This is a genomic window from Paenarthrobacter sp. AT5, assembly GCF_032764245.1.
Taxonomy (GTDB): domain Bacteria; phylum Actinomycetota; class Actinomycetes; order Actinomycetales; family Micrococcaceae; genus Arthrobacter; species Arthrobacter ureafaciens.
This window is the reverse complement of sequence record NZ_CP136441.1, coordinates 1,257,236-1,284,109: the sequence shown is the minus strand read 5'-3', so window position 1 is coordinate 1,284,109 and position 26,874 is coordinate 1,257,236. Positions and strand designations below refer to the sequence as shown.

At 65.0% G+C, this 26,874-nt stretch carries 24 protein-coding genes; 13 read left to right on the top strand and 11 right to left on the bottom strand.

Features of this window, described 5'->3' with window-relative positions:
* Positions 1–58: 58 nt before the first annotated feature.
* Genes RI444_RS05990 through RI444_RS05980 form a run of 3 tightly spaced genes read right to left on the bottom strand, consistent with a single transcriptional unit; the run spans position 59 to position 5,575 of the window.
* On the bottom strand, positions 59–1,690 hold the full coding sequence (locus RI444_RS05990) for a DUF5719 family protein (protein ID WP_316963875.1): 1,632 nt from the start codon (positions 1,688–1,690) through the stop codon (positions 59–61).
* Complete coding sequence (locus RI444_RS05985) at positions 1,683–5,018, bottom strand: glycosyltransferase family 2 protein (RefSeq protein ID WP_079941359.1); 3,336 nt, start codon at positions 5,016–5,018, stop codon at positions 1,683–1,685. The genes RI444_RS05990 and RI444_RS05985 overlap by 8 nt, the downstream gene beginning before the upstream one ends.
* 11 nt (positions 5,019–5,029) lie before the next feature.
* Entirely contained in the window at positions 5,030–5,575 is a 546-nt protein-coding gene (locus RI444_RS05980) for a WhiB family transcriptional regulator (RefSeq protein WP_021471485.1), read from the bottom strand.
* Positions 5,576–5,943: 368 nt separating this feature from the next.
* Between RI444_RS05980 and RI444_RS05975 the strand changes: the two genes are divergently transcribed.
* Positions 5,944–6,639 carry a TIGR03089 family protein gene (locus RI444_RS05975; protein ID WP_062095727.1) on the top strand — a complete coding sequence of 232 codons (696 nt, stop codon included), beginning with the start codon at positions 5,944–5,946 and terminating at the stop codon, positions 6,637–6,639.
* Positions 6,640–6,644: 5 nt separating this feature from the next.
* On the opposite strand, the gene RI444_RS05970 is transcribed toward RI444_RS05975, so the two are convergent.
* Positions 6,645–7,217 (bottom strand): GtrA family protein, encoded by a 573-nt coding sequence (locus RI444_RS05970; protein ID WP_062095725.1) that lies wholly within the window; start codon positions 7,215–7,217, stop codon positions 6,645–6,647.
* Between the two features lie 237 nt (positions 7,218–7,454).
* Here RI444_RS05970 and RI444_RS05965 point away from each other — a divergent pair, with 237 nt between their 5' ends.
* From RI444_RS05965 to RI444_RS05945, 5 genes are read left to right on the top strand one after another with little or no spacing between them, the layout of a single operon-like run.
* Positions 7,455–8,639: a 5-(carboxyamino)imidazole ribonucleotide synthase gene (locus RI444_RS05965; RefSeq protein WP_079941360.1), complete on the top strand. Its 1,185-nt coding sequence runs from the start codon at positions 7,455–7,457 to the stop codon at positions 8,637–8,639.
* Positions 8,636–9,199: a 5-(carboxyamino)imidazole ribonucleotide mutase gene (gene purE / locus RI444_RS05960; protein ID WP_021471489.1), complete on the top strand. Its 564-nt coding sequence runs from the start codon at positions 8,636–8,638 to the stop codon at positions 9,197–9,199. Before RI444_RS05965 ends, purE begins: the two co-directional genes overlap by 4 nt.
* An 11-nt stretch (positions 9,200–9,210) precedes the next feature.
* Positions 9,211–10,881: an LCP family protein gene (locus RI444_RS05955; RefSeq protein ID WP_410510799.1), complete on the top strand. Its 1,671-nt coding sequence runs from the start codon at positions 9,211–9,213 to the stop codon at positions 10,879–10,881.
* Positions 10,882–10,926: 45 nt separating this feature from the next.
* Entirely contained in the window at positions 10,927–12,177 is a 1,251-nt protein-coding gene (manA, locus tag RI444_RS05950) for a mannose-6-phosphate isomerase, class I (RefSeq protein WP_207604972.1), read from the top strand.
* 2 nt (positions 12,178–12,179) lie between these two features.
* Positions 12,180–13,142, top strand: a complete 963-nt coding sequence (locus RI444_RS05945; protein ID WP_069694732.1) for a lipid II:glycine glycyltransferase FemX — start codon at positions 12,180–12,182, stop codon at positions 13,140–13,142.
* A 159-nt stretch (positions 13,143–13,301) separates the two neighbouring features.
* On the opposite strand, the gene glpX is transcribed toward RI444_RS05945, so the two are convergent.
* Positions 13,302–14,324, bottom strand: coding sequence for a class II fructose-bisphosphatase (gene glpX / locus RI444_RS05940; protein WP_021471493.1), 1,023 nt, complete (start codon positions 14,322–14,324; stop codon positions 13,302–13,304).
* Between the two features lie 200 nt (positions 14,325–14,524).
* On the opposite strand from glpX, the gene RI444_RS05935 reads away from it, so the two are divergent.
* The 3 genes from RI444_RS05935 to RI444_RS05925 all read left to right on the top strand — a co-directional run bounded on the left by RI444_RS05935 (position 14,525) and on the right by RI444_RS05925 (position 17,393).
* Complete coding sequence (locus RI444_RS05935; protein ID WP_228145583.1) at positions 14,525–15,211, top strand: DUF4245 domain-containing protein; 687 nt, start codon at positions 14,525–14,527, stop codon at positions 15,209–15,211.
* Between the two features lie 52 nt (positions 15,212–15,263).
* Positions 15,264–15,878 (top strand): carbonic anhydrase, encoded by a 615-nt coding sequence (locus RI444_RS05930; RefSeq protein WP_031216233.1) that lies wholly within the window; start codon positions 15,264–15,266, stop codon positions 15,876–15,878.
* A gap of 87 nt (positions 15,879–15,965) precedes the next feature.
* Positions 15,966–17,393, top strand: coding sequence for a class II fumarate hydratase (locus tag RI444_RS05925; protein ID WP_062095713.1), 1,428 nt, complete (start codon positions 15,966–15,968; stop codon positions 17,391–17,393).
* A gap of 90 nt (positions 17,394–17,483) precedes the next feature.
* On the opposite strand, the gene RI444_RS05920 is transcribed toward RI444_RS05925, so the two are convergent.
* Entirely contained in the window at positions 17,484–18,029 is a 546-nt protein-coding gene (locus tag RI444_RS05920) for a prepilin peptidase (protein ID WP_062099069.1), read from the bottom strand.
* A gap of 61 nt (positions 18,030–18,090) precedes the next feature.
* On the opposite strand from RI444_RS05920, the gene RI444_RS05915 reads away from it, so the two are divergent.
* Entirely contained in the window at positions 18,091–18,810 is a 720-nt protein-coding gene (locus RI444_RS05915) for a hypothetical protein (RefSeq protein WP_069694731.1), read from the top strand.
* A 35-nt stretch (positions 18,811–18,845) separates the two neighbouring features.
* Entirely contained in the window at positions 18,846–19,490 is a 645-nt protein-coding gene (locus RI444_RS05910; RefSeq protein WP_069694730.1) for a GNAT family N-acetyltransferase, read from the top strand.
* 109 nt (positions 19,491–19,599) lie between these two features.
* Here RI444_RS05910 and RI444_RS05905 read toward each other — a convergent pair whose 3' ends face one another.
* Positions 19,600–21,189 carry a PhoH family protein gene (locus RI444_RS05905; protein ID WP_373325312.1) on the bottom strand — a complete coding sequence of 530 codons (1,590 nt, stop codon included), beginning with the start codon at positions 21,187–21,189 and terminating at the stop codon, positions 19,600–19,602.
* 74 nt (positions 21,190–21,263) lie between these two features.
* Positions 21,264–22,025: an isoprenyl transferase gene (locus RI444_RS05900; protein ID WP_021471501.1), complete on the bottom strand. Its 762-nt coding sequence runs from the start codon at positions 22,023–22,025 to the stop codon at positions 21,264–21,266.
* Between the two features lie 143 nt (positions 22,026–22,168).
* Between RI444_RS05900 and trhA the strand changes: the two genes are divergently transcribed.
* On the top strand, positions 22,169–22,858 hold the full coding sequence (gene trhA / locus RI444_RS05895; RefSeq protein WP_242703125.1) for a PAQR family membrane homeostasis protein TrhA: 690 nt from the start codon (positions 22,169–22,171) through the stop codon (positions 22,856–22,858).
* Here the strand turns inward: trhA and RI444_RS05890 are convergent.
* The 3 genes from RI444_RS05890 to mca form a co-directional block, all read right to left on the bottom strand.
* On the bottom strand, positions 22,851–25,004 hold the full coding sequence (locus RI444_RS05890) for a thioredoxin domain-containing protein (RefSeq protein ID WP_207604973.1): 2,154 nt from the start codon (positions 25,002–25,004) through the stop codon (positions 22,851–22,853). The genes trhA and RI444_RS05890 overlap by 8 nt on opposite strands.
* The gene (locus RI444_RS05885; protein WP_069694780.1) at positions 24,982–25,254 is read right to left on the bottom strand and encodes a hypothetical protein; all 273 of its coding nucleotides are present in this window, start codon (positions 25,252–25,254) and stop codon (positions 24,982–24,984) included. Before RI444_RS05885 ends, RI444_RS05890 begins: the two co-directional genes overlap by 23 nt.
* 101 nt (positions 25,255–25,355) lie before the next feature.
* Positions 25,356–26,258: a mycothiol conjugate amidase Mca gene (mca, locus tag RI444_RS05880; RefSeq protein ID WP_062095700.1), complete on the bottom strand. Its 903-nt coding sequence runs from the start codon at positions 26,256–26,258 to the stop codon at positions 25,356–25,358.
* 74 nt (positions 26,259–26,332) lie between these two features.
* Here mca and RI444_RS05875 point away from each other — a divergent pair, with 74 nt between their 5' ends.
* Positions 26,333–26,791, top strand: coding sequence for a DUF4307 domain-containing protein (locus tag RI444_RS05875; RefSeq protein ID WP_207604974.1), 459 nt, complete (start codon positions 26,333–26,335; stop codon positions 26,789–26,791).
* Positions 26,792–26,874: the final 83 nt, after the last annotated feature.

Here is a 26,874-nt window from a genome sequence, read left to right as displayed (position 1 = left end):
CGGTGTGCCGGCAGCCTCAAGCCGGACTGCACCGCGTACCGAACCGGCTGCAGGCCGCTCAGTAACCGACCGTGACGGGCACCTTCCGCAGGCCGTCCGCGGCGTCCTGAATGGCCAGCACGGCCACGTCGGGACGGTCTTTGTTTCCCAGGACCACGGAACCGTAGACGGGACCACCTTCAGCTGAAACCACGTAACCCGCTACCGCAGCACCGCCCGACGTGGCCGGGAGCTCGATCAGGGACGTCGTGCCGCCGGACATATCGACGTCCACGGACTTCCCGACCTTGCCATCGGCGGTCACCGGGGCATAGCTCACGGTTGCCCGCCCTTCCGGCACCCCGAAACTGAAGAAGCTCTGGCCCGCGCGCGGAGCAGCTACCAAGTGCTGGCTGCCCAGGCGGGAAGCGGAAGGGGACCAGGCAAAGTCGGCCGGCGAGTCAGCCTTGGCTCCCCGGACAACGCGGGTGGAGGCCACGAACGCCACGTCCGAGCTCGCCGTGACGGTGTAACTGCCGGAAGGAAGTCCGTCCAGTTTCAACGACGCAACAGTGCCGCCCTTCACGGTCACCACTCCTCCGTCGGGGATTTGCCGTTCTCCGTTGGCGCCGTAGACCTTCACCTGCACCACGGCGTCACTGGAGCCCGGAACGGCCAGTTGGAGCGACGGGACAGCATCGGTGAAACCTGGCTTCCCGCCGAGTGCCTGAACAGCTGCGGCATCCTGGATATCGACGCCGGACATCACCTGAAGCGTGGACGGCGCCGTGCCGGGTGAGAGGAAGTCAACGCCGCCGGGGACAAGCCCCCGCAGGGCGCTCTGCTGGATGGTTCCGGCCACGGGCCCGCCGGTACTGCGGACGTGCACCGCCAGTTCCGACTCGTTCGGGGCCAATCCGGCCAGGTTCACCGAGCGTGTGGTCCCGGGCGCGACCAGGAGGCCCCTGGCGCCGGGGGCTTGGATCTGCCCCTGGGCACCAAAGAGGTCCAGGCTGACCGTGGCAGGGGTCTCGGATGCATTGCTGAGATTGAGCACCGCAGTCCGCCCCAAAGCCGTGTTGGCGCCGAGCAACCATGAGTCGTTTCCGGGTTGCTGGCACTGCGCGGCTGCCATGCCCCGCAGGTCACCGTCCGTGGCCGAATAGCTGAGGTTTGCAGACAAGGAGGCCTGTTCGTTGCCGATCGGATCCGCGCCCACCACTGCCGGGGACGTCACGGATGTGATGGAAGCAACGGCTGCGGCCAGCACGGGCGGACCCGGCGTGGGCGAGGGCGTGCTGGCGGGAGCCTGGGCGATCCTGGCTATGCCCTTGCCGTCCAGGGACGTGACGTTGCTGCCGGGGACCGTTCCGGCCGGATTGCTGAGGACGACGGCGTTGAGCGCACTCGTCGCGGTTGTCGATACCGGGCTGAAGTCGGCATCGGTATCCACATCGGTTCCAGTGACCAACCGGGCAGGCTCAGGGCAGACGCCAAGCGACCGCCCGGCAGGGACATCGGCTTGCTTCACTTCGACGTTGCTGCTGCCCGTTGGCCCGGGAACCATTCCGGATGCTGCCACCGCGCCTCCCCCGGCGGCCAGGATCACCATCGCGGACACCACCCCGCCGACAACGCCCTTGTTGGAACCGCGCCGGCTCTTGGAATTGCGCCGGTTGTCCCGGCCCGCTTTCTCCTGTTCGTCAGACACTGCTGTACTCCTTACGGAGGGAAACTTCGTCCCTTGTCATGCCGGTCCGGGAACGGCGGGCGGGTACGGGTACGGCCAGGAGTGCCGTGAGCCCGAATACCACTACCTGCAGGATTCCCAGCCATAGGGCCCAGGGGTTGGTGTGGCGAATTTCAAGGTGCCCGCCGGTGGCGGGAAGTTCGAAGGCCTGGGACCAGCCGGACGTCGTGGCAGGGAGCTCCTTGCCGTCCAACCACGCCTTCCAGCCGGTGTCGAAGCGCTCAGCGAGTACTACCTTGCGTCCCGGGTCGCCTGGAGGCACGTCCCCGGCCACGCTCACGTCCTCGGAAGGCAGGGCACCGATCACGGTGTCCTTGGCATCAATGATCCTTGCGCGGACTGCGGTGTCCGAGACCGTGGTGGCCGCCGCTCCGCGCGGAGTGACGCGCCACAGCCATCCCGCTTCGGTTTGCCCCACAGCAACAAGTCCGGGGACTGCGTCGATCCGGCTGGCGGTCAGTTGCGCGGCGCTGTCCGCAGTCTTGAGGACCACGAAACCTGCGCCGAGTTGTTCCAGATCAGCACGTGGATCCACCCCCGTGCTCGCGACGATCGTCGCTACGGCCCTGCGGAGCGAGGCGGTTGCGGCGTCGTCGGTGTTCATTTCCTCCCGGCCCGGCGCACCGCTGATGGTGCGGGCCGAGGCGATCGTGGAAAGGCTGTCCAGAGTGGTGCCGGCGCCCCGCATCAATGACGACGTGAACTCGCCCTGCTCGCCGCTGGTGATAACCAGCGTCCTGGTCCGCTCGGGTCCCACGCCGCGGTCGACGGCGGTGGCCGGCAGGGTGGCGGTCTCCACCGCCCGGACCTGTCGTGAAGCGCCGAGTGAGGCGGCCGCACCGGCCTCCGCACGTTGGGTCGTCGGGGCATCCGATTGCAGGACATTCTGGGCTACCCAAGCGCCCATGCCGGCCAACGGGCCGGACAACAGGACGGCGACGGTGACACCCGAGACGGCTCCGCGCAGCGATGGCTTCCAACGCCCTGCACCCGCGGACCGGGACGTGCCGAAGATGCGGTCGGCGCCGATCATCGCAGCACCCAACAGCAGTACCCCGGCCGCCGAAACAGCCGGTCCTGTGAAGGGGCCGGCCAGTACGTTGTTGTTCACGCCCGTAGCCACATGCCCGAACAACCAGCTGCAGGCAAGAGTGGCCAGGGCGGCCAGCCAGAAAATACGGGCCAGGACCATGCGCTCACCGGGCAGGAACAAGGCGACGACAGCAAGCACCAGCACCGGGACGCCGATCAGCAATGCAAGGATCAGGGCCCAGGGAACCGACCCCGGTCCAAAGAGCCCCAGACCGGTTAGTCCGCCGTCGACGTCGAACGCCAGCGGCTGCCCAAGGAGTTGCTGCCAAAGCGGTGCCGCTTCAAAGAACCGGGGCACGCCGGGATCGGCGAGCAAGGAGCGGGGGCGGTCCGCGGCGGAAATCGCATACGGGATGAAGAGTGCGGCGCTGGGCAGAAGCGACCACCACAGCGTTTTCCCCCGACGTCCCAAAACAACGGCAGCCAGGACGATGGCTACGGCGATGGGCCCCAGCAACGAGGGAGCTGATGCCGTAATGGCAGCCATGACCAGGCCCGCTGCAGCAGCTGCTGTCCATGAGGGCACTCCGTTGACCCCGGGCTTGCTTCGGCCCGGGGCGGGACGGCGGGCGGGGAGTTGGTGCCGGCCACCGTTGGCCAGTGCTGAACCGGACGCCCGCAACAGCGCCAAGAGCAGCAAGGGCATCAGGACATGTGCCACGAGGGCACCAAGACGGCCCTCGTTGACGGCAATCAGAAGTGCAGGCGCGCTCCCCCAGACAAGGGCCGCTACCATCCTGAAACGGCGGAGCCTGGTCAACGCACCAACGGCGAACCAAGCGCCCAGTGCGGACAGGGGCAGGGCCAGGACCAACAGCCAGCTCATCGCTGCGTTGCCGTCGCCACCGCCCAGGATGGAGATCGCCCACAGAACGTATCCGAACGGATCACCATGGCCGGGCAATCCGGCGCCCAACGAAATCCACCACGTGGAGGCGTTGTCCCACATGGCTCCCGGAGTCGCGGACACCGGCAGTAGGCTTCCTCCTGTAACTGCTCCCGTGCGGAGAAGCCCGAGAAGTCCCACCATCGATGCGGCAAGGGTGACGAGGACCGCTGCCACCGCTCCCGTTCCCACCCAACCGCGCTCGTTCGTGGCCAGTGCCGCGAAGTCGTCCGTGGAGTCTCCGCTGGGTTCGGGTGCCAGGAGATCGGAGACCTCTTGGCGCTCTTCAGGGGGTCGGATGGCTTCCAGCAGCGAACGCCGGTGCGCGCGGACCTCGCGCGAGGAGCGTTGGAGTCCCCGGACCACGGTCCGGTGCAGGCTCCGCGTCCGGGCGGCTGAGCGTCGGCTTCGCACCACTGCCATTGGACGGGCAAGGGCGGAAACCGTGGAGGTGAATTGCGAGAAGCCGTAGCCGGGTTCCTTCACCAGGATGCTGAGGACCAGGCGCAGCAAAGAGCCCAGCAGCGCGCCCACAGCGTGGAACGGCACTTTCCACCAGGCAGTGTGTTTGAGGCGGAGGTGGATCTGGGCCTTGCGGGCAGCCGCGGAGGTTCCCAGACCGTTGGGGCGGTGCTCCACGTGGAACATCCGTGCGCTGGGAACAACAACCACACGGTTGCCTGCAAGCCAGTTCCGCCAGCAGAAGTCGACGTCATCGCCACTCCCGGGCAGTGCGGGGTCGAAGCCGCCAAACTGCTCCCAGACGTCGCGTCGGATCAACATGCCTGCCGAATTGACTGCGAAGGTGTCGGTGCGGGCATCGTATTGGCCCTGATCCACCTCGTCAGCGTCGATCAGCGTCAGGCGTTCTGCCCATCGGCTCGTGGACAAGCCCACATCAACCAAGTGCCGCTCGTCGTCCCAGCCCAACTGCTTGCAGCCGGCAACTGTTACCGACGTAGTCCGCTCAACGGCGTGGAGGAGTTCCGCCAGCGCATCCGGGGCCGGGGCCGCGTCATCATGAAGCAGCCAGATCCATTCCGTTGTTTCCGACGACGTTGATCCGGCGGGAGCCAACTGCTCCAATCCGGACCGGACGGCAGAACCAAACCCGGCTTTTGCGTGGTGGTGAAGTTCCACCACGTTGGCATCGCCGAGCACATTACGGAGCAGTTCCGCCGAATGGTCGGTCGATCCCGCATCAACGCCAATGGCGGCATCTGCCGAACGCGTCTGGTTCGACAATGCCGCCAATGTCCTGGGGAGATAGTTCCCGCCGTCGTGCGCAACCACGACGGCGGTAACGTGCACTTCCTTAAGAATTAGACCGCTCGCTTCCTTAGCCGACGACGCTCACGCTCGGAGAGGCCGCCCCAAATGCCGAATCGTTCGTCGTTCGCGAGGGCGTACTCAAGGCACTGCGAGCGGACGTTGCACGCTCCGCAGACCTTCTTGGCGTCCCTGGTGGAACCGCCTTTTTCAGGGAAGAAGGCTTCGGGGTCGGTCTGTGCGCACAGCGCATCCGTCTGCCAGCCAAGCTCACCTTCATCATCGAAGTCAGCCTGCGTAGGCAACCCGATCCAGACAGGCTGCACCGGGTTTTCAAGCGGACGGCGCAACTCCATGGGTGGATCGTCAAGTTCGTCCTCGGCCGCGGCGGGGTCGTCCCCGATCAAGGCCTCGTGGGCTGCGAGGAGCGCCGTTGCCTGCTCCTCCAGCGATTGCTGCACGTTCTGGTTGTATTTCTCTGCCGCTTCGGGATCCGCCGGATCCACATACCAATCCCCGGGTACTTCCCGCGACCGGTATTTTACCGACGCGTGTTCTGCGACGACTGCATCTTCCTGGATACGCAACGCTTGCCCCATGGCGTCCCTCCTGATTTTGCAGCTGCTGCTTGGATGTTTTCCGATTCCCGGTGTTCGTTCCGGTCCTCTGTGCAGCGGCGTTTGATTACTAATTACACGTGTGTAACTAGCTGCCAGTCAAGCCGCACCGGGATAATAATCAAGAATCTGTAGAAACGTGGGCTGCGCCACGCCCAACGTTTTGGTACTGGTCCCCGGGCGTGGCGGAACCAAAACGAAAGCGTCGTCCTGCTTGCCGCCCGCGTACCCCGGCTTTCCGCGGATTCCCGCCACGGCTGCCGACCCCGCCAGCGAATGGACTAATCCCGGTGTGCGGCATTTCACACAGGGCATCCCGCTGCCAGTGCAACGCGTGCCAAGATGGACCCATGAGTATCCCGGCAGCCAACTTGATGTCCGCCCTGCGATCCGGCCACTCCACCTCGCCGAGGCTCACGTGGTACGGCCCCGACTCCGAACGGGTGGAATTGTCCGGCCGGGTCCTGGACAACTGGGTGGCCAAAACCAGCAACCTGCTGCAGGACGAACTCGACGCCGAACCGGGCACGGCCATCAGGATCGACCTCCCTGCGCACTGGAAGTCCTTTGTGTGGGCGCTGGCCGCTTGGCAGCTCGGCATGGAAGTTGTTCTGGACGGCTCAGCCGCAGATCTGCTGGTGACCAATGATCCCTCTGACCACACGGGCGCGGCATACGACGCTGTCGTGGCGGTACCCCTCGCGGCGCTGGCCATGAGCTGGCCGGGCGAGCTGCCCCCCGGCGTCGTTGACTACGCTGCCGAAGTGCGTTCCCACGGTGACGTGTTCATGGTGCACAACGAGCCCACCCCGGAACTCGCAGCCGTACGTGGCAACGCCGGCTATGCCCACGCGGATCTTATGGAACAGTTTGCGGAAGCCGCCGAGCCCGGCGTCCGCCTGCTGGTGCGGGCCTCCGAGGGACTGGAGTCCGGACTGTCGGCAGCTCTTGGCGCCTGGCAGGGGGACGGTTCAGTGGTGTTGGTGCACGAGGATGTGGATGTGACCGAACATCTGCTCGAGAACGAGCGCGTTAGCCGTTCGTAGGCCCGTCAACCGTTCTTTATACGGGGAAACTCGCCCGTGGGAGGTCCGGCGTGGCCGGCATCGGCGGTTCCGCTCTGGGCCTTGTGGTGGACCTCGAGGATCTCGTGGTCGTGCGAGAACTCGGGCTCTGCATCGAGTTCTTCGTTGAAGACCCAGAAACGGTAGGCGAAGAACCGGAAGATCGTCCCGAGGATCAAGCCCACTACGCTGCCGGCAATGAACAGTGATGGTTTGTCATTGAGGTTGAGGATGTACTTGGCAACCCACACGCAGCCCGACGCGATGAGGAGCCCGACGAAGTTCATCACGGCAAAGAGAATGGCCTCACGGACAACGTTCGCTTGCTTCCGGTGACGGAAGGTCCAGAACCTGTTGGCAATCCAGGAAAAAATACTCGCAACGATCGTCGCGATCGCCTTGGCCCAGACCTCGCTGCCGTGCATGGGACCCGAAAAGAGCCAAATGAAAACGGCAGAGTCAATGACGAAAGCTACACCTCCAACGGCGCCGAACTTGGCTACTTCGCGCCAGAAGAGCGAGGCAAGTCCGCGGATGCGATCTGCAAGTGTGGTGATCATGACCCTCCATGGCCGTTGAAAATTAGGGCCGGTGGGCCTCATCCATTTTAGCGCCGATTTTTTCGCGTTGCCTTGGAGCAGCCTGTGCAGACGCTGTTTGACGGTACTTCCCGGGTCCTCCGCGGCCGTTGAAACACAGGTGGCTAGGCTCCTGAACACAGGCGGCTACGCTCCTGCGCACAGTTGACTACGCTGGGGAATCCGTGATCGAGCCGCTGGTTCGGTAGGCTGAACCTTGTGACTTTTCCTGTTATTGGCGTTGTTGGCGGAGGCCAACTCGCACGCATGATGGCCCCGCCCGCTACTGCACTGGGCTTTGAACTCCGCGTACTGGCCGAAGGTGAGGACGTTTCAGCGGTAGCCGCCGTGGCCACAGCGCCTGTTGGCGATTACAAGGACCTGGACACCCTCCTTGAGTTTGCCAAGGGCGTGGATGTCCTGACCTTTGATCACGAACACGTGCCCACGGACCACTTGCACGCCCTGCTTGACGCCGGTGTGAACGTCCAACCCGGGCCGGAGTCACTGGTGAACGCCCAGGACAAACTGGTGATGCGTGCCGCGATCGACCGCCTCGGACTTCCCAACCCCGAGTGGGCTGCCGTGAACACGGTGGAGGAGCTGGTGGCGTTCGGAGACAAGATCGGCTGGCCGGTGGTCCTGAAGACACCCCGCGGCGGTTACGACGGTAAGGGCGTGCGCATCGTCGACTCCCCCGAAGATGCCGCAGACACCGCCAGCTGGTTCCAGGCCATGAGTCCCCTCCTTGCCGAAGCCAAAGTGGACTTCAGCCGCGAGCTCTCCGCCCTGGTTGCGCGGACACCCAGCGGCGAGGCCCGTGCGTGGCCTGTGGTGCACACCATCCAAGTGGACGGAGTGTGCGATGAAGTCATTGCCCCCGCCCAGAACATCTCAGTGGAAGTAGCTGCCGCAGCCGAGGATGCTGCCCTGCGCATCGCCACCGAGCTTGGCGTCACGGGCGTCATGGCGGCTGAACTCTTTGAAACCCCGGGCGTCGGCGCCGGCTTCCTCATCAACGAGCTCGCCATGCGCCCGCACAACACCGGCCACTGGACCCAGGACGGTTCCATCACGAGCCAATTCGAACAGCACTTGCGAGCGGTCCTGGACCTTCCGCTGGGTGCCACGGACGCCCTGGCACCCGTGGCCGTCATGAAGAACTTCCTGGGCGGGGAAAACCAGGATCTTTTTGCTGCCTTCCCCCTGGCCCTGGCCTTTGAACCGGCTGCCAAGGTGCACTGCTACGGCAAGTCCGTGCGCCCCGGCCGCAAGATCGGCCACGTCAACCTGTTGGGCACAACCGCCTCCGACGTGGATTCCGTCCGTTCCCGCGCAACGGCAGTCGCAAACACCATCCGGGACGGCCGCGTCCCGTCGGAATCCTCTGAGGAGAACGCATGACAAACCCCACCGTCGCTCCCTTGGTAGGCCTCGTGATGGGTTCGGATTCGGACTGGCCGGTCATGGAGGCCGCGGCCGATGCTTTGGCGGAGTTCGGCATTCCGTTCGAGGCAGACGTCGTTTCCGCCCACCGGATGCCCACGGAGATGATCCGGTACGGCCAGACCGCCCATGAGCGCGGACTTCGCGTCATCATCGCCGGCGCCGGCGGAGCGGCACACCTGCCGGGCATGCTGGCCTCCGTCACGCCCCTTCCCGTGATTGGTGTTCCCGTTCCCTTGAAGACCCTGGATGGCATGGACTCGTTGTTGTCCATCGTCCAGATGCCTGCCGGCGTTCCGGTGGCCACCGTCTCGATCGCCGGTGCCCGGAACGCAGGCTTGCTGGCCGTCCGGATGCTGGCATCAGGAACTGACGACCTCGCTGTCCGCCTCCGCGACGACCTCCTCACCTTCGCCCGGGAGCTGAACGATACCGCCACCAGGAAGGGCGAAAACCTGCGGCAGAAAGTCAGCGAGGTCTTCGCTTCCGCAAACACTTCCGAGGGGAGCACCCGCTAGGAAGGCCGCGGATGACCACCATGAACCAGAACACCCGTCAGCCAGGCGGAGCCCTGACTGATCCCGTCAGATATCCGTCCGGGGCCAGCGCCCCGGTGCGGACCAAACGCGCGTTCGTGCTGGTCCTCCTCACCTTGTTCGTCCCCGGCAGCGCCCAGATCGTAGCCGGCGACCGGAAACTCGGCCGCCTTGCCCTGCGCGTAACCCTCGCAGTCTGGGCGGTAGCGATCCTGGCTTTACTGATCGCCGCCCTGAACCGCAGCCTCCTGCTGGGCATAGTGACGCACCCCGTCGGCTCCCTTGTGATCATCGTGGTGCTCATTGCCTTGGCCCTTGGCTGGGCCTTCCTGTTCCTCAACACCCTCCGGATCATCCGTCCGGTTTTGCTGGCCCCGGGCATGCGGCCCATCATCGCCGTCATGCTGGTCGCTGCCACTGTCCTGGGGAGCGGTTCACTCGGCTACCTCGCCTACGTCCTGAATGTCAGCAGGAACGCGATCAGCAGCATCTTCAATGCCGGGCCCGCCATTGACCCGGTGGACGGACGCTACAACTTCCTCATGATGGGCGGCGACGCCGGAGATGACCGCACCGGCCGCCGTCCGGACAGCCTCTCCGTCATCAGCGTGGACGCCAGGACCGGCGAAAGCGCCATCATCTCGGTGCCCCGAAACCTCCAGAACGCGCAGTTCAGCGAAAATTCGCCGATGCGCAAGATCTACCCCGACGGGTACAACTGCGGCGACGAGTGCCTCATCAACGCCGTCAACACGGAAGTCACCAACAACTACCAGGACCTGTACCCCGGTGTGGCAGACCCCGGGGCCCAAGCCACCCTTGAGGCTGTGTCCGGAACACTTGGCATAACGGTCCAGGCCTATGTCCTGGTGGACATGGATGGTTTCGCAAAATTGATCGATGCCATGGGCGGCATCCGCATCAAGGCCGGCGGCTGGGTTCCCATCAGCGGTCCCGTCACCGACGAAGCCAACGGAATCCACGGCATGCCTGACGGTTGGATCCCGGCCGGCGACCAGCACCTGGATGGCTTCCACGCCCTGTGGTACGGACGGTCCCGCGAGTTCGTGGACGACTACGCCCGCATCGCCCGCCAGCTGTGCGTGCAGCAGGCCATGCTGAAGCAGTTGGATCCGGCAACCCTGCTGACGAAGTTCGAGGACATCGCCAACGCAGGAACCAAGGTGGTGGATTCGAACATCTCGTCCTCCCAGCTGGGCAGCTTCGTCGACCTCGCTTTGAAATCGAAGAACCAGCCGGTCAAGCGCCTCACCATCGGCCCGCCGGACTTCGACGCCTCCTTCTCCACGGTGCCCGATTTCGACCTGATCCATTCAAGGGTCCAGCAACTGCTGACGCCTTCCAACGGACCCAAGGCCAACGACTCCATGGTGTCCAACACCGTGCAGGGAGCGGGCCCAATAGCCGCCTCCGGTCCGGTTCAACCGCAGCTCTCCCTCCAACAGCAGGCAGCCGTCCAGCCAGTGGCACTCAAGCCTGCCGGCCAGCAGCCCTCGCCGTCGTCGCCGGACTTCACTCCGGTCACTACCACCCCTGACGGCACCCCGATCACCGAGGAACTGCTCAACGGCCTCAAAGCGCAGGGCGACGAACAGGGTATCCGTAACCTCGTGGCCACCAATGGCCAGTGCGCCCCGCTCTAACCGCCCCTTTTCATCCCATTCCGAGCAACATAAGGACTTCTTTCCGTGTATCAGATTGAGAATGTTTTGCGGCCCTACGTGTGGGGTTCGACGACGGCGATCGCGGACTTGCTGGGGCGGCCCGCTTCGGGCGGTCCGGAAGCGGAGCTTTGGATCGGGGCCCATCCGGATTCGCCGTCCACCGCCATCCACCCCAACGGCGTGACGCAGTCCCTGGATGAATTGATCGCCTCGAACCCGCTGCACCATCTGGGCGCAGAGAGCCTGGCGGAGTTCGGCCCCCGGCTGCCCTTCCTGACCAAGGTCCTCGCAGCTGAGCAGCCGCTGTCCCTGCAGGTACACCCGAGCCTGGAACAGGCGCGCGAGGGTTTCGCGCGGGAGAATGCTACGGGGTTGCCCGCCGATGCCGCCGAGCGGAACTACCGCGATGACAACCACAAGCCGGAGATGATCTTCGCACTGACGCCGTTCCGGGCCCTGTGCGGTTTCCGGTCCGCCGCAGCCGCGAAGAGCATCTTCGTACACCTTGCGACGATCCTGGATTCGGCAGCCATGGATGTCCCGGACACCATTACGGGCGTCATCGCCGATCTTGGCCAGCCTGACGAGTCCGCAGCGCTCCGGGCCGCTTTTACCCGGCTGATTGAAGGTGGACGCACGGTTTCCGGAGCCGTGGTCGCCGTGGAATCCGTGCTCCGCGCAGGTGCGCCGCGGGAACCGCACCAGGAAGCGCTGACCACCCTGCTGGACATCAACGACGCCTTCCCCGGCGATCCCGGCGTCCTCATTTCGCTGCTGCTGAACCTTGTGTCCTTGGAGCCGGGGCAGGCAATCTACCTCCCTGCCGGGAACATCCACGCCTACATCCGGGGCTTGGGCATTGAGGTCATGGCGTCCTCGGACAACGTGCTCCGCGGCGGGCTCACGCCAAAGCATGTGGATGTGGCCGAACTGCTCAAGACCGTCCGCTTCGAGTCTTTGGGCGTGCCCAGGGTGTTGGCCGAGGGCACGGAATTCGGGCAGGAACTGTACCGTCCGCCTTTCAAGGAATTCCAGCTCCAACGGATCGAACTGGGTCCGGACGCAGCCCCGGTGCCGTTGGCACAAACCGGTCCGGCCGTCGTCGTGGTTGTTGCCGGAGCAGTGGTCCTCGACTCCCCCAGGAGCGATCTCCGCGTGCAGCGCGGTGGCGCCGCGTTCATCCCGGAGATTGAGAACCCGGTCAACGTACACCCTGTCCAGGGTGCCACGGGGACCAGCGTGGCCTTCGCCGTGACCACCGGACTGGGGAAATAAGCATGGACCATTTCCTGCAGACGCCCGCGTGGGCCGATGTCCAGCGTGCCCTCGGCCGCCGGGTCCATGAGAAATCGGGACCAGGCTGGAGCTTCCTCGCGATCGAGGAAAAAAACCCCGCCGGCAAGGTTCTCTACTCCCCCTACGGACCCGTGGCGGATTCCGTGGAAGCGTTCGACGCCGCCACGGCGGCTCTGGTGGCCCTGGCCAAGGAGGTCCATGCTGTCTTCGTGCGCATGGAGCCCGTCGCGGCAGGATTCACAGCGTCCGACGCCGGACCCCTCCTGCGAGCCCGCGGGCTGCGGCCGGCGCCGGTCAACCAGCAGCCGGAGCTGAGCTGGGTGGTTGACCTTGAAGGGGACTTCAAGGATGTGCTGGCCGGGATGAAGCCGACCAACCGCAACCTCTACCGCAACATCCACAAGAAGGGTGTGACGTTCCGGACGTCGCAGGACCCCGCCGACATTTCCGTCCTGCTGCACTTCCTGCACCTCACCGCGGCCCGGAACGGATTCAAGCCGCAGAGTGACGGATACCTGACCACCGTTGCGCAGTCGCTGCTTCCCTCCGGCGCGGGCACGTTGTTCATCGCCGAGCTTGAGGGCGAGCCGATCGCGGCGGCCTTCGCCTACGACTCCGCCGATACCCGCGTCTATGCCCATGCAGCCCTGGACGACGCCCACCGGAAGCTCAGCGCGGGCATCCCCTTGCTGGTCAACCTCATGGCCGATGCCAAGGAGAAGGGCCTCAAGCACGTGGACCTGTGGGGCGTGGCCCCGGAAGGCGAACCGGACCACAAGTGGGCGGGCTTCACGGCCTTCAAGAAGTCCTTCGGCGGACGCGGGGTGTCCTACCCCGGCACCTGGGACCTCCCGGTCAACAAAGCCCGCTACGGCGCCTACCAACTGGCCCGGAAACTCCGCGACACAGCAAAAACCCTCCGCAACAAACTCCCCCGCCCCTAATCACCCCAAGACGCGCCAAGGGTTAACCGCGGCACCAAACGCACCGGGATAGCGAAAGGCGCCCCATCGCGTCAGCGGCATCAAATCGACGAGGAACGAGGAGATAGCCGCAGAGCGGTGGGGCGCCTTTCGCGCCCAGGGCGCGATGAGCCGGGGGTACTAAGCCTTGCGCGCGTACGTCTCCCACTTGGACGCCAGGTGCTCTGCGTCCACGAAGCGCACGGTTCCGGACTTGGAGCGCATGACGATCGACTGGGTGACCACGCGGTCCTTGGTGTAGCGGACGCCGCGCAGGAGGTCGCCGTCGGTGATGCCCGTTGCTGCGAAGTAGCAGTTGTCCGAGGTGACGAGGTCGTTGGTGGACAGCACGCGGTCGAGGTCGTGGCCGGCGTCGATGGCCTTCTGCTTCTCGTCATCGGAGGTGGGCCAGAGACGGCCCTGGATCACGCCGCCCAAGGACTTGATGGCGCAGGCTGCAACGATGCCTTCGGGGGTGCCGCCGATGCCCATGAGGGCGTCGACGCCGGTGCCGGTACGGGCGGCGGCAATGGCGCCGGCTACGTCGCCGTCCATGATGAACTTGGTGCGCGCACCTGCTTCGCGGATTTCCTCCACGAGCGGGCGGTGGCGGTCGCGGTCAAGGATCATGACGTTGAGCTGGTTGACCTTGACGCCCTTTGCCTTGGCAATGAGGTGCAGGTTCTGCTTGACCGGGAGGCGGAGGTCCACCATGTCGGCGGCTTCGGGGCCCGTGACGAGCTTCTCCATGTAGAAGACGGCCGAGGGGTCGAACATTGATCCGCGCTCGGCAACCGCCAGGACTGCAAGGGCGTTGTTGATGCCAAGGGCGGTCAGGCGGGTTCCGTCGATGGGGTCGACGGCGACGTCGCATTCGGGGCCGGTGCCGTCGCCAACCTGCTCACCGTTGAACAGCATGGGGGCTTCGTCTTTTTCGCCTTCACCAATCACCACGACGCCGTTGAAGTGGACGGTGTGAAGGAACGAACGCATGGCATCCACGGCGGCGCCGTCTGCCTTGTTCTTGTCGCCGAAACCAACCCAGTGGCCACCGGCAATAGCCGCGGCCTCGGTGACACGGACGAGTTCCAGCGCGAGGTTGCGGTCGGGTTCGTCGGTGCCGACGGCGAGCGACGGCGAAATCGTGGAATACTGCTGGGTCATTGGTGCAGGAGACACTTGAACCTCTTCTTCGAGTGACGATTCACGGGGCCGGACACGGTTGCACTGGGGCTAACCCGGGGTCCCTACCAACGATCATAGTCGCCGGAGCGGCTTGGAGCCTCTGGATGACCACCGCCCGCAATACCCGCGGTGAGGTTCCCGGTTGTGTGTTAGGTGCGGCGATAAGGGACTATGGAAGGGTGAGTGAAACGCAGGACAAGCCCGTCGCCGGCAATGGCCAGACCGCCCCGGAGCCCCATTCGACCAACGCCCCGGACGCCTCGGAAGCCCCGTACAAACCCGTCATTGCGGCGAAGGCGGCAAAACGCGCCAATGCTTCGGTCATCGGCATGGTTATTGCCCTGGTCCTCTGCGTCCTCGCATTCCTTCCTGTGGTCTTGATGAATCCGGCCCCCAAGGGCGAGAACTTCCGGCCCGCCGTCGACGTCCCTGCGATCGCCCGGAACGCTGCGGATGTGGCCGGATTCACACCCGTAACTCCGGATACTGGTGACACATTCCGGCCCAACTACGCCCGTTGGGAAAGCGGCACGGGTACAGGCGTCCCCACGTGGGAAGTCGGCTACCTGACGCCGAAGGAAGCATTCATCGGCCTGACCCAGACGCGGGAAGCGAACCCCACCTGGGTCCTCCAGCAGACCGGCAACCTGCCCGTGACGGGTACCCGGAACGCCGGCGGACAGGACTGGGAGCTTCGCGATTCCGGCAAGGAAAAGCGCAGCATGACCCTCGAGTACAAAGGCACCACCATCATCCTCAGCGGCACAGCGAACCTTGAGGAATTCGCGGCCCTGGCTGCCGCCGTCGTGAAGTCCGCAGACGAGGCTCCTGAGGCCGGTGCGCCGGCCACGACTCCGGCTCCCTGACGCCGGACGCAACACTTCGTGACCTAAGGGTCGCGCGCCGTAAAGTAATAAGGTGCCTACTTATTTGACTCCAGCCCTTGCCTGGCGCCGGCTGCGCGAGGGTAATGAACGCTTTGTTTCCGGCGAATCCCGCCACCCCAACCAGGATGCGGCCCGTCGTTCGTCGCTTCTTGAGGGCCAGAATCCTTTCGCGGTCATCTTTGGCTGCGCGGATTCGCGCCTCGCGGCAGAGATCATCTTCGACCTCGGACTGGGCGACGCCTTCGTGGTGCGGACAGCAGGCCAGGTGATCGATGACGCGGTTCTGGGCTCGCTGGAGTACAGCATCAGCGAACTCAAAGTTCCGCTGATCGCCATCCTGGGCCACGACAGCTGCGGGGCAGTCACCGCCACCAAGGGCGCCGTGGAAACCGGTGAAATGCCCCCGGGCTTCATCAGGGACCTCGTCGAACGCATTACCCCGTCGGTGCTCACGGCCAAGCGCAATGGCCAGGAAGAGGTCAACGACATGGTGGTGGAGCACGTCAAGCAGACCGCGCAGCGGCTTGCGGACAGCTCCCGTGTGATTTCCGACGCCATTGAAGAAGGCCGCGTAGCCGTCATCGGCCTTTCCTACAAGCTCGGCGAGGGCCAGGCGGCCCTTGTTTCCGCGATCGGCGACGTTTAAGGGCTCGTGCCCCGGCCTTCCAGCCGGGGCACGTAGCACTGACCTCCTGGTTTTCGATGGAGCCTGAAGTCGCCCTAAGCTAGCCCCATGACTTCCACCACTGAGTTCCGTATTGAACATGACACCATGGGCGAAGTTCGCGTCCCCGTGAACGCCCTGTACCGCGCCCAGACGCAGCGCGCCGTGGAGAACTTCCCGATTTCCGGCAAGACCCTGGAACGTGCGCACATTGAGGCCCTTGCCCGCGTCAAGAAGGCTGCTGCACTCGCGAACGCCGAACTGGGGGTGCTCGATGGCGAGCTCGCCGAGGCTATCGCGGCTGCAGCCGATGAGGTTGCCACCGGCAAGTACGACGGCGACTTCCCGATTGATGTTTTCCAGACCGGTTCGGGCACGTCGTCCAACATGAACACCAACGAGGTCATCGCCGAACTCGCTTCTCGTGCTCTCTCCGCTGCCGGCAGCGACAAGGTGGTCCACCCCAACGACCACGTCAACGCTTCCCAGTCCTCCAACGACGTCTTCCCGACCTCCGTGCACGTTGCCGCCACCTCCGCCCTGATGAACGACCTGATCCCGGCGTTGGAGTACCTGGCAGCATCGCTTGAGCGCAAAGCCGCTGAATTCCAGGACGTCGTCAAGTCCGGCCGTACGCACCTCATGGACGCCACCCCGGTCACGCTCGGCCAGGAGTTCGGCGGCTACGCAGCCCAGGTCCGCTACGGCATTGAGCGCATCAACGCCGCACTCCCCCGCGTTGCCGAGGTTCCCCTGGGCGGCACGGCCGTGGGCACCGGCATCAACACTCCGGCAGGCTTCCCGGAACGCGTCATTGAACTCCTCGCAGCCGACACGGGCCTGCCCCTCACCGAGGCCCGCGACCACTTCGAAGCCCAGGCCAACCGCGACGGCCTCATCGAGGGCTCCAGCCAGCTGCGCAACATTGCGATCTCCTTCATGAAGATCAACAATGACCTCCGCTGGATGGGATCCGGCCCCAACACCGGCCTCGGCGAAATCGCGATTCCGGACCTGCAGCCGGGCTCCTCGATCATGCCGGGCAAGGTCAACCCGGTGATCTGCGAGGCGTCCATCATGGTGTGCGCCCAGGTCATCGGCAACGACACCGCCATTGCATGGTCCGGCACCAACGGCGCTTTCGAGCTCAACGTCGGCATCCCCGTCATGGCCGCCAACCTGCTTGAGTCCATCCGCTTGCTGGCCAACACCAGCCGCGTCATGGCCGACAAGATGATCGACGGCATCACCGCCAACGTCGAACGCGCACGCTTCCTGGCCGAGGCCTCCCCCTCGATCGTGACCCCGCTGAACAAGTACATCGGTTACGAGAACGCCGCGAAGATCGCCAAGCTCGCCGTCAAGGACGGCTTGACCGTCCGCCAGGCCACGGAACAGCTTGGCTTCGTGGGTGAGGGCGAAGGCAAGGTCTCCGAGGAGGACCTGGACAAGGCCCTGGATGTCACCACCATGACCGCCCCGGCGCACAAGGCATAGTCCCCGCCGCCTCCGGCGAGGCATGTGTACGACGACGGCCGGTTGCCTTCCCGCACGGGAGGTGGCCGGCCGTCGTCGTTCTGTGTGGGATCAAGCCGGCAAAACCACCATGGCGGCGGCCGCGCCGGCCAGCATGAACGGACCGAACGGAATAGCGGAGCCAAGATTGGCCCGGCGCGCCACCAGGACTACCAATCCCCACAGTCCGCCCAGGAGGAACGCCGCGAACGTGCCCGCGAAGACGTGCCCCCATCCCAGGTACCCCAGGTACAGGCCGAGCACCCCTGCCAGCTTGACGTCCCCGAACCCCATGCCCGGCGGGTAGACGGTGCGCAGCAGGAAGTAGAACAGCCACAGAGCCGCACCTCCGGCAAGGACATTGAGGCCCGGCACGCCGAAGAGGGGTGCGCCGAGGTCCCTGTCCGCACCCCCTATGGCGGCGACTACCGCAGCGCCCGGAAGCAGAACCCCTGCCACTCCGTAGGAGGGAAAGACGATGCGGTTGGGCAAAAGGTGGCTTCGGATATCGATCACGGTCAGCCGCGCTGCCATGACCAGGAAGAACAGGCATGCCAGCAGCACCAGCCAGAATCCAAAAGGGCTGGCGGTCCAGAGCTCGGCAAGTCGTCGAATCACCATCGGATGCTACCGCGGATTGGGCCCGGGACCGGATTGCACCACTGGGTACACTGTGGATATGGGGTTCCGGAACCTGTGCCGCTCTTCACCGTGGAGATGGACAAGCCTGCGTTTCGAATACCTCGAACTGCCGGGAACGGGCGCTGCCATGGTCCGTGCCTGGTTGAGGCGTCCGGGGGCACTGAGGCTGGAGAGCCCCGACGGCAAGCTGCTCTACAGCACCACCGGCATCAACGACTCCAAGGATGAGTTCTACGTCAGCTCCACACGCCGTTCATGGCTCCTGCCTCCGCATCTGGTGACCCCTGTCTATGACGGCGCCGGCCTGGTGCAGCGGCGGCCGGAAGCGGCCTACGGTGAACCGTCGTTCGGCAACGGCAGGCTGGCGGCGGCGCTGGACCCCGTGGAGTTGGCGGGCAATGCCCCCGTGCCCTTGGAGTTTCCCGAGTCCAACCCGGTCTCCTTTCCGGAGCCGCGCGAGGTGGACCATGAGGGCCGCCCGGCTTTGGAGGCCATTGTCACCCGCGGCCGGACATACCGCCCCTTGGACCCGGACCAGCCTTTGGCGCATCCGGGCCGCACGCTCATCCTCATCGATATCCAGACGGGCGTTTGCGTCGCGAGCCGGTCGCTCGACGGCGATTCGGCAGGAAAAGGTCATTGGCTCAAGATCCTGGGCGTTGACGAGTACATGCTGGACGACCTTTTCCTGGCCGAGTCCATGAACCTCACTGACGTCCGCCGGCACATCCCTTGGGACATCGGCCCCGCAGCCTGACCACGCCGAACGCGAAGCTTGGCTAGACTACGGCGATGACCTGGTTGGCAGACATCTGGCCCCCTTTCGCCCTCACATTGGCCACACCGCGGCTGACTTTGCGGCCAATTCTCGACGCCGACATCCCGGCTGCCGTCGCGGCTGCCCGTTCCGGCGTCCACCAGCCGGGCAAGAGCCCGTTCAGCACCCCGTGGGCGGAGCTACCGGAGGACGAGCTGGCACCGAACATGGCCCAGTGGTACTGGCGCTGCCGCGCCGGCTTCACCCGCGAATCATGGACGCTCCTGCTGGGCGTTTGGCAGGACGGTGAATTCCTTGGCGTCCAGGACCTTGGGGCCAGGAACCTCGCCGTCCTCAAAACGGTCAGCACCGGGTCCTGGCTCAAGCAAGCGGCTCAGGGCCGCGGCATCGGCAAGGAGATGCGCGCCGCCGTCGTGAGCTTCGCGTTCGATTACCTGGGCGCCGACGTCGCCGAATCCGAAGCTGCCGCCTGGAACAAACAGTCCCTGGGCGTCTCCACCAGTCTCGGCTACGAACCCAACGGTCTCTTCCGGGACTCCTGGGGCACCGAGGTAGAGGAAGTCCAAAGGGTCCGCCTCACCCCACCCACCTTCAAACGCCCCGACTGGCCCCTCAAAGTCCAAGGCCACGAAGGGCTGAAAACCTACCTGGGTCTCTGACGGCGAGGCGAAGGCCAGGCATCCGGCAGCGTGCGTCAAAAGCGAGGTACGAGCTAGCACGCAGAGGATGTCTGGCCTTCGCCATCATGGGGTCACAGCGTCGATGGGGTTAGATTTCTGCCCCTTCGAGCAAGTCCGTTACGAGCGCCGCGATCGGTGAACGCTCGGAGCGGGTGAGGGTGATGTGGCCGAACAGCGGATGGCCCTTGAACGTTTCGACGACGGCGGCCACACCGTCGTGCCTGCCGACGCGGAGGTTGTCGCGCTGGGCAACGTCGTGCGTGAGGACAATCTTGGAGTTCTGCCCTATGCGGCTCATGACCGTCAGGAGCACGTTCTTCTCCAAGGACTGGGCCTCATCAACGATCACGAAGGCGTCGTGCAGCGAGCGGCCACGGATGTGCGTGAGGGGAAGTACCTCGAGCATCCCGCGGTCCATGACTTCTTCGACGACCTCTTCGCTGACCAAGGCGCCGAGGGTGTCGAACACGGCCTGGGCCCACGGGTTCATCTTTTCCGACTCGGAGCCCGGGAGGTAGCCCAGCTCCTGGCCGCCCACCGCGTAGAGCGGGCGGAAGACGACGACTTTGCGGTGCTCACGGCGTTCCAGGACTGCTTCCAGGCCGGCACACAGTGCCAAAGCCGACTTGCCCGTGCCGGCGCGTCCGCCGATCGACACGATGCCGACGGAGGGGTCCATGAGGAGGTCGATGGCCAGCCGCTGTTCGGCGGAGCGGCCGTGCAATCCGAAGACGTCGCGATCGCCCTTGACGAGCCGCACCTGCTTGTCGTGGCCAACCCTGCCGAGGGCCGAGCCACGGTTGGAGAGGAGCACCAGCCCGGTGTTGACGGGCAATTCCGCGGCCGCCGGGATGAAGACGGGTTCGTGGCCGTAGAGGGTGCTGATCTCCTGCTCGTTGGCCTCGATCTCGGCCATGCCGGTCCAGCCTGAGTCCTTGACCAGTTCGTTGCGGTACTCGTCAGCCTGGAGGCCCATGGCTGATGCCTTGACCCGCATCGGCAGGTCTTTGGAAACGACTGTGACGTTGCGTCCTTCATTGGCCAGGTTCTTGGCCACGGCCAGGATCCGGCTGTCGTTGTCGCCGCCGCGGAAACCCGCGGGGAGCACGTCCGGGGAGATGTGGTTCAGTTCGACGCGCAGCATCCCGCCCTCCGAGCCTATGGGGATGGCGTGGTCCAGGCCGCCGTGCTCGATCCGGAGGTCATCGAGGAGCCTCAATGCCTTGCGGGCAAAGTACCCCAGCTCGGGATCGTGGCGTTTGCCTTCCAACTCGCTGATGACCACGATCGGAACGATCACCTCGTGCTCGGCGAAGCGCAGCAGGGCGTGCGGATCGGAGAGAAGCACGGAAGTGTCGATGACGTAGCTGTGGCCAGTGGGTGACGCGGCGCTTATTGTCCCTTTGGTGGCGCGCTTGGCGCGGGAGGTAGCTGCACTTTCCCCGTCGGAAACCATTGCGGGCAGTTGCTCTGAAATAGCCACATCGACTCCAGCCCCGGGCGTTTGCCCGGCCTTATGGTGAAAGCGGCTCGGCCGGAAGGCCGGGCATGGCCTCCCCTGTAACTGGTGCGATGTTCCGCTCCATCTACTGGCCTCCCCGATCAGCGGGCGGTTTTGCCTGCTGATGGGAATAACGTAATCCCGCCCACAATCATTTCCGTGGTCCTCCCCCGGCAAGTCGCGGGTCGGGAGGATGAATTTTTCGTAAACCGGATGTCCCGGCTACCGAGGACCAGGCCTGCAGTGTGGTGCTAGGAACCGAAACGCCGCTGGCGGCCTGCGTAATCGCGGAGGGCGCGCAGGAAGTCGACCTTGCGGAAGGCGGGCCACAGGGCTTCACAGAAGTAGAACTCGCTGTAGGCGCTCTGCCACATCAGGAAGCCGGAGAGCCTCTGTTCGCCCGAGGTCCGGATGACCAGGTCCGGGTCCGGCTGGCCACGGGTGTAAAGGAAGCGGGAGATGTCGTCCACCGACAGCTCGTCCGCCACGTCGGCCATGTTCCGGCCCTTGGCGACGGCGTCGTGCAAAAGTTCGCGGACGGCGTCGACGATTTCGCGGCGGCCCCCGTAGCCCACAGCGACATTGACGTGGATCTTCTCGTGGACAGGCGTCCTGGCTGTCAGCTTGTTGAGGCGTTCAGCGAGGTAATCGGGCAGGAGCTCCGGTGCGCCCATGGCATGGACGGAGATGTCGGCGTTTTCATCCAGCCGGTCCATGGTGTTGGCGATGATGCCCATCAGGAGGTCGAGTTCCTCCCCCGAGCGGTTCATGTTGTCCGTGGACAGCATGTAGAGGGTGACTACCTTGACTCCGAGTTCCTGGCACCAGCCAAGGAACTCGTGGATTTTGTCCGCGCCCGCTTGGTGGCCCTGGCTTGTTGGGGCGTTGAACTGCCTGGCCCACCTGCGGTTGCCGTCGACCATGACGCCTATGTGACGCGGAATTCTTTCATGGTCCAGGGATTTGAGGAGGCGGCGCTCATAGAAGCCATAGAGGAAACCGGGCAGTTCCACCGGACTCTCACCTGACTTCCTTGCTGTTTTCGATCAACCGCCTGTTTCGATCAACCGCCTGTTTTCGATCAACCGCGCACAGTCAAGGCTACCTGCCCGGACAGCCCGGCCAGTGCAGGCAGCACTCCGGAGTGAAGCCATGGATGTGTTACCGGCCAGTAACTTACCGAAGCGTAAGTTATGCTGGAAAGATGGTCGAACTGCTCAATGACAAGCCGCTGTGGCGCGGTTGGATCCACGCCGTAGCCACGCCTTTTGCCTTGGCCGCGGGAATCGTTTTGGTGGTACTGGCCCCTACCGTGGACCGCAAAATCACCTCCGGTATCTACGCCCTGACGGGGGTCCTCCTGTTTGGCGTGAGCGCGGTCTACCACCGCGGCAACTGGGCCCCGACTGCCAGGATGGTCCTCAAAAGGCTGGACCACACCAACATCATGCTGGTGATTGCCGGCAGCTACACGCCGCTCGCCTGGTCCCTGCTGGAACGCTCCCAAGCCGTAACGCTCCTATGGATTATTTGGTCCGCCGCCATCGCAGGCGTCCTCTTCCGGGTCATCTGGACCCATGCCCCGAGGTGGCTTTACGTCCCTGTCTACATTGCACTCGGCTGCGGGGCCTTGTTCTACCTTCCGCAGTTCTTCACGGCCAACGCCGCAGCAGCGATTCTGATTTGCGTGGGCGGGGCCTTCTACATCGCCGGAGCAGTGTTCTACGGCCTCAAGAAGCCCAATTTCAGCGCCACCCACTTCGGTTTCCACGAGCTGTTCCACGCCTTCACGGTGTTTGGCTTCGCCTCCCACTTCATCGCGATCATGATTGCCGTGCTCAGCTAGTCATCGCCGCCAGCCGGACTTCCACCTCAGCCGCCGTTTGCAGGGGGCGCTCACACACCATGTCCCGGCAGAGATACACCCGGGGAGAGCCGTCTGCAGCCCCTGAACGGTGCTGCAACAAAGGCACCTCGACGCCGGCAGCCGGGGACCCGCCGTCGTCATCGGACTGCAGCGCCACCACCATGCCCGGGCTTGGCGAGCCCAGCAGCGAGGCGTGCAGTTCCGCCCGTGCCGGCGAAGCGGGACCAACGACGGCGGCTTCCACCGGCCCGGCAAGTGCGGCTTGCGCCGTGGCCAGGAGCCACCCTGCCACGCGGGGTGCACGAACGGCCAGCGGTGGGAGCAACCCGAGGATGTTGCCTGCCATCAGCCGGTGGGCATGGGAGCCGGAGTACGCCGCGTAGCTCAGCAGCGCCCCTGCAAAGGCCGAAGCTCCGCTTGGGGCGGCGTTGTCAAACGGATCCAAGGACGTTTGCTGCCCTTGGGCGTTGAATACCTGGGCGGACTCCCCTGCCGAATCAGCCAGCTTCCCGTCCTCCACAAAGTGGTCTGCCGCTGCCAGCACCAGGCTTTCGGCGAGCGCGTACCACCGCGTCCTGCCCGTGACTGCGTAGAGCGCGAAGAGTCCCTCGGCGCAGAAGGCGTAGTCCTCCAGCAAGCCTCCGATTCCCCGGGCCACGGATTCATGCGAGACCCTGGTGAGGAGCCGGTCCGGAGCGTTCCAGTGCACGCGCTCCAGATACGTGGCGATGTTTTCTGCCGCGTCCACGTAGTCCGTCCTGCCCATCACAGCACCGGCTTCCGCCAAGGCCGCTACCGCCAAGCCATTCCAGCCTGCCACCACCTTGTTGTCGCGGGCGGGCTGATTCCGCTGATTCCGCGCTGCCAGGAGTGCCGGCCGGACGCGTTCCCACAAGGCCTGCTCCACTTCGCCGAACGCGCGTCCGGGATGCAGCGGCGAACCCAAACCGGACACCGTGCCCTCAGGGGACACGTTCATCAGGGCACCTACTGCGGCTGCATCCCCGGGGCCCAGGACCTCACTCAAGGTCTCCGGCGTCCACAGGTACGCCGCGCCCTCGTGGTGCACGCCGTCAACCACCGTGTCGGCGTCCAACGACGACGCCAGCGCGCCACCTTCCAGTGCCAGGGAGTCGAGCATCCAGTCGGCGCAGCCGGTGGCAACCTCAGCGGCCTCCGCAGCGCCGATAACCGGGTTCCCGCCCAGTCGCACCCAGTGGGTGTACACGCGCAGGAGCTGGGCGTTGTCGTACAGCATCTTTTCAAAGTGCGGCACGGACCAGTCCGCCGTCACCGAGTACCGGGCAAAACCGCCGTCGAGCTGGTCCCGCAGGGCGGACCGCGCCATGGCGGCCAAGGCCCGGCCGGCCATGTCGCGGGCGGCTTCGGCGGTATCCGAGGGCACCGCGGCATGGCGGATCAGGAATTCAAGGACGGCCGACGGCGGGAATTTGGGGGCGGTGCCGAACCCGCCGGCGTCGGGGTCTTCCGACCTCGCCAACGCGCCGACAGCCTCGGACAGCAGCCCGGCGTCGAGCGTTTCGGGCGGGCCGTCCAGCCTCACGGCAGCACTCAGCTGGGCGCTGCCCATACTGGCGGCGAGCCCCTTGGCGTTCTGCTCGACGGCATCGCGACGCTCCACCCAGGCTTCATGGACGGCCTCCAGGACGTTCCTGAAGGAGGGCCTGCCCGGCAGCGGCACGGGCGGGAAGTATGTGCCGGCATGGAAGGCCAAACCATCCGGGGTGAGGAAGACAGACATCGGCCAGCCGCCCTCCCCGCTGATTGCCTGGGTGGCGGCCATGTACACCGAATCGACGTCGGGACGCTCTTCGCGGTCCACCTTGACCGGGACGAAGTGCGCGTTCAGGTAGTCGGCAGTGTCCTGGTCTTCGAACGACTCGTGGGCCATGACATGGCACCAGTGGCAGGCCGCATATCCGATGGAAAGGAAGACGGGAACATCCCGGGAGGCGGCCAAGGCGAAGGCTTCGTCACCAAAGGGACGCCAAAACACCGGATTGCCGGCATGCTGGCGCAGATAGGCAGAGGGTTCGGAGCCCAGCGCGTTGGATGCGCCGGGCCATGGTGCTTCCGGGCGGTCAGCGTGACCCGGGAGCGCCATTGCCGTTCTCGTCGCTCGAAAGTCCTGCCTCCGCGGCCAAGCGGGCCTCTTCCACCTGTGCCCGGTAACGCACGCGGCGGATCCGGCGGACCATGTCCACGATCAGGAAGGTGGTGAGGATGACGATGAATGCCGTGAGGACGAAACCCCACGTTCCCGGCGTCACCTGGTCCTCGGACAGGCCCGGGCGCAGCGTGCCGGTGGGATCGGGCGACGGGCTGACGGTCAGGGCGAGGAGCAAGTGGTGCACGTTCAAACCTTCTATGGGAGTTGATGCATACCGGTCCGGGCGGAACTGGAAGCCTGGGGGCGTCCGGGCAACTTCTACAAACGATAGAAAGCCGGCTCTCCCTATCTTATCCCCGCGAAGAGATCCTTTTCCGGCAGTTCCGATTCCACCTTTGACTGGATGAGCGTGTAGTCCTCCCACGGCCACACCGTGCGTTGGAAGTCCGAAGACACCGCGAAGAAGAAACCCACGGGGTCGATCTGGGTCTTGTGGGCCTTCAGTGCCTCATCCCGCTTCCCGAAGAAGTCCCCGCAGTCGATCTGGGTGGTGGTCTGATGGGCCGCGGCCGGCGGAGTGTGGCCTTCGGCGTCGGCTTCCAACCACGCTGCGAGCCTTTCCGCGTACGGCGACTGCAGGCCGGCCTCTTCCAAAGCGAAGTGCAGGGCGCGGAAACGCTCGGGGCTGAAAGCGCGATCGTAGTACAGCTTGCTTGGCTGCCACGGTTCGCCGATGCCCGGATACCTGGCGGGGTCGCCTGCTGCTTCGAAGGCCTCAACTGCGACCTTGTGGGCCATGATGTGGTCCGGGTGGGGGTACCCGCCGTTCTCGTCGTAGCTGATGATCACGTGCGGCTTGAAGTCCCGGACCAACCGGACCAATGGCGCAGTGGCCCGCTCCAGCGGCTGCAACGCGAAGCATCCCGGCGGAAGCGCGGGAAGCGGATCGCCCTCCGGCAGCCCGGAGTCGACAAAACCGAGCCACCGTTGGCGGATGCCCAGGACGGCGGCCGCGTTGGCCATTTCCAGCCGGCGCGCCCCTGCCATATCCCGCTTGGGATGCGGAGCGTCCTCCATGGCGGGGTTCTGGATATCACCGCGTGAGCCGTCCGTGCACGTGGCTACCATGACCTCGACGCCGTTGGCGGCATACATTGCCATGGTCGCCGCACCTTTGCTGGACTCATCGTCCGGGTGTGCGTGGACGGCGAGCAACCGAAGCTGCTCCGAAGTGCTGGACGCGGTCACGGGACGGCTCCTCTTCCATGGTGTTGCGATGCAGGCTGTGCCGGCGGTGCCGGGATCGGCACTAAACTGGATGGGTGACTTCTGAGGATCAATCGGCCACCGAATTTCCGGCAAGCAACAGCCTAGCCAATCGCTACGGCGGTCAAAAGCGCGGCCTGAGCCGGAAGGCCAAGCGAAACATCGTCATTGGCGCCCTGGTTGTGGGCATCGGCTTCGCCGCCTACGTTGCCACCGGATCCGCCACTGCCCCTGTGACGTTCAAGGACATCGGCTACAGCACTGTGGACGGGACGCAGGCCGAGGTGGACTACCAGGTCAGCAAGTCCCCTTCAGCAACCGCCAAGTGTGCCATCAAGGCCATGGATTCCAAGTTTGCCGTGGTGGGTTGGAAGGTCGTGGAAATTGGTCCCAACAATCCGGAGCAGGACGCGGACGGCGGGCGGACCACTGCCCAGCGGACGGTCCTGGCCACGGAGTCCCCGGCAGTCTCCGGCGTAGTGGACAACTGCTGGATCGTGGATAGCGGTAAATAACAAGAATGTGACCCGCGACGCAACCGGTTTGGGTTCATCCAAAGGATTTACTACAATGGATGAAACCTTCAACCCCGTTAAGT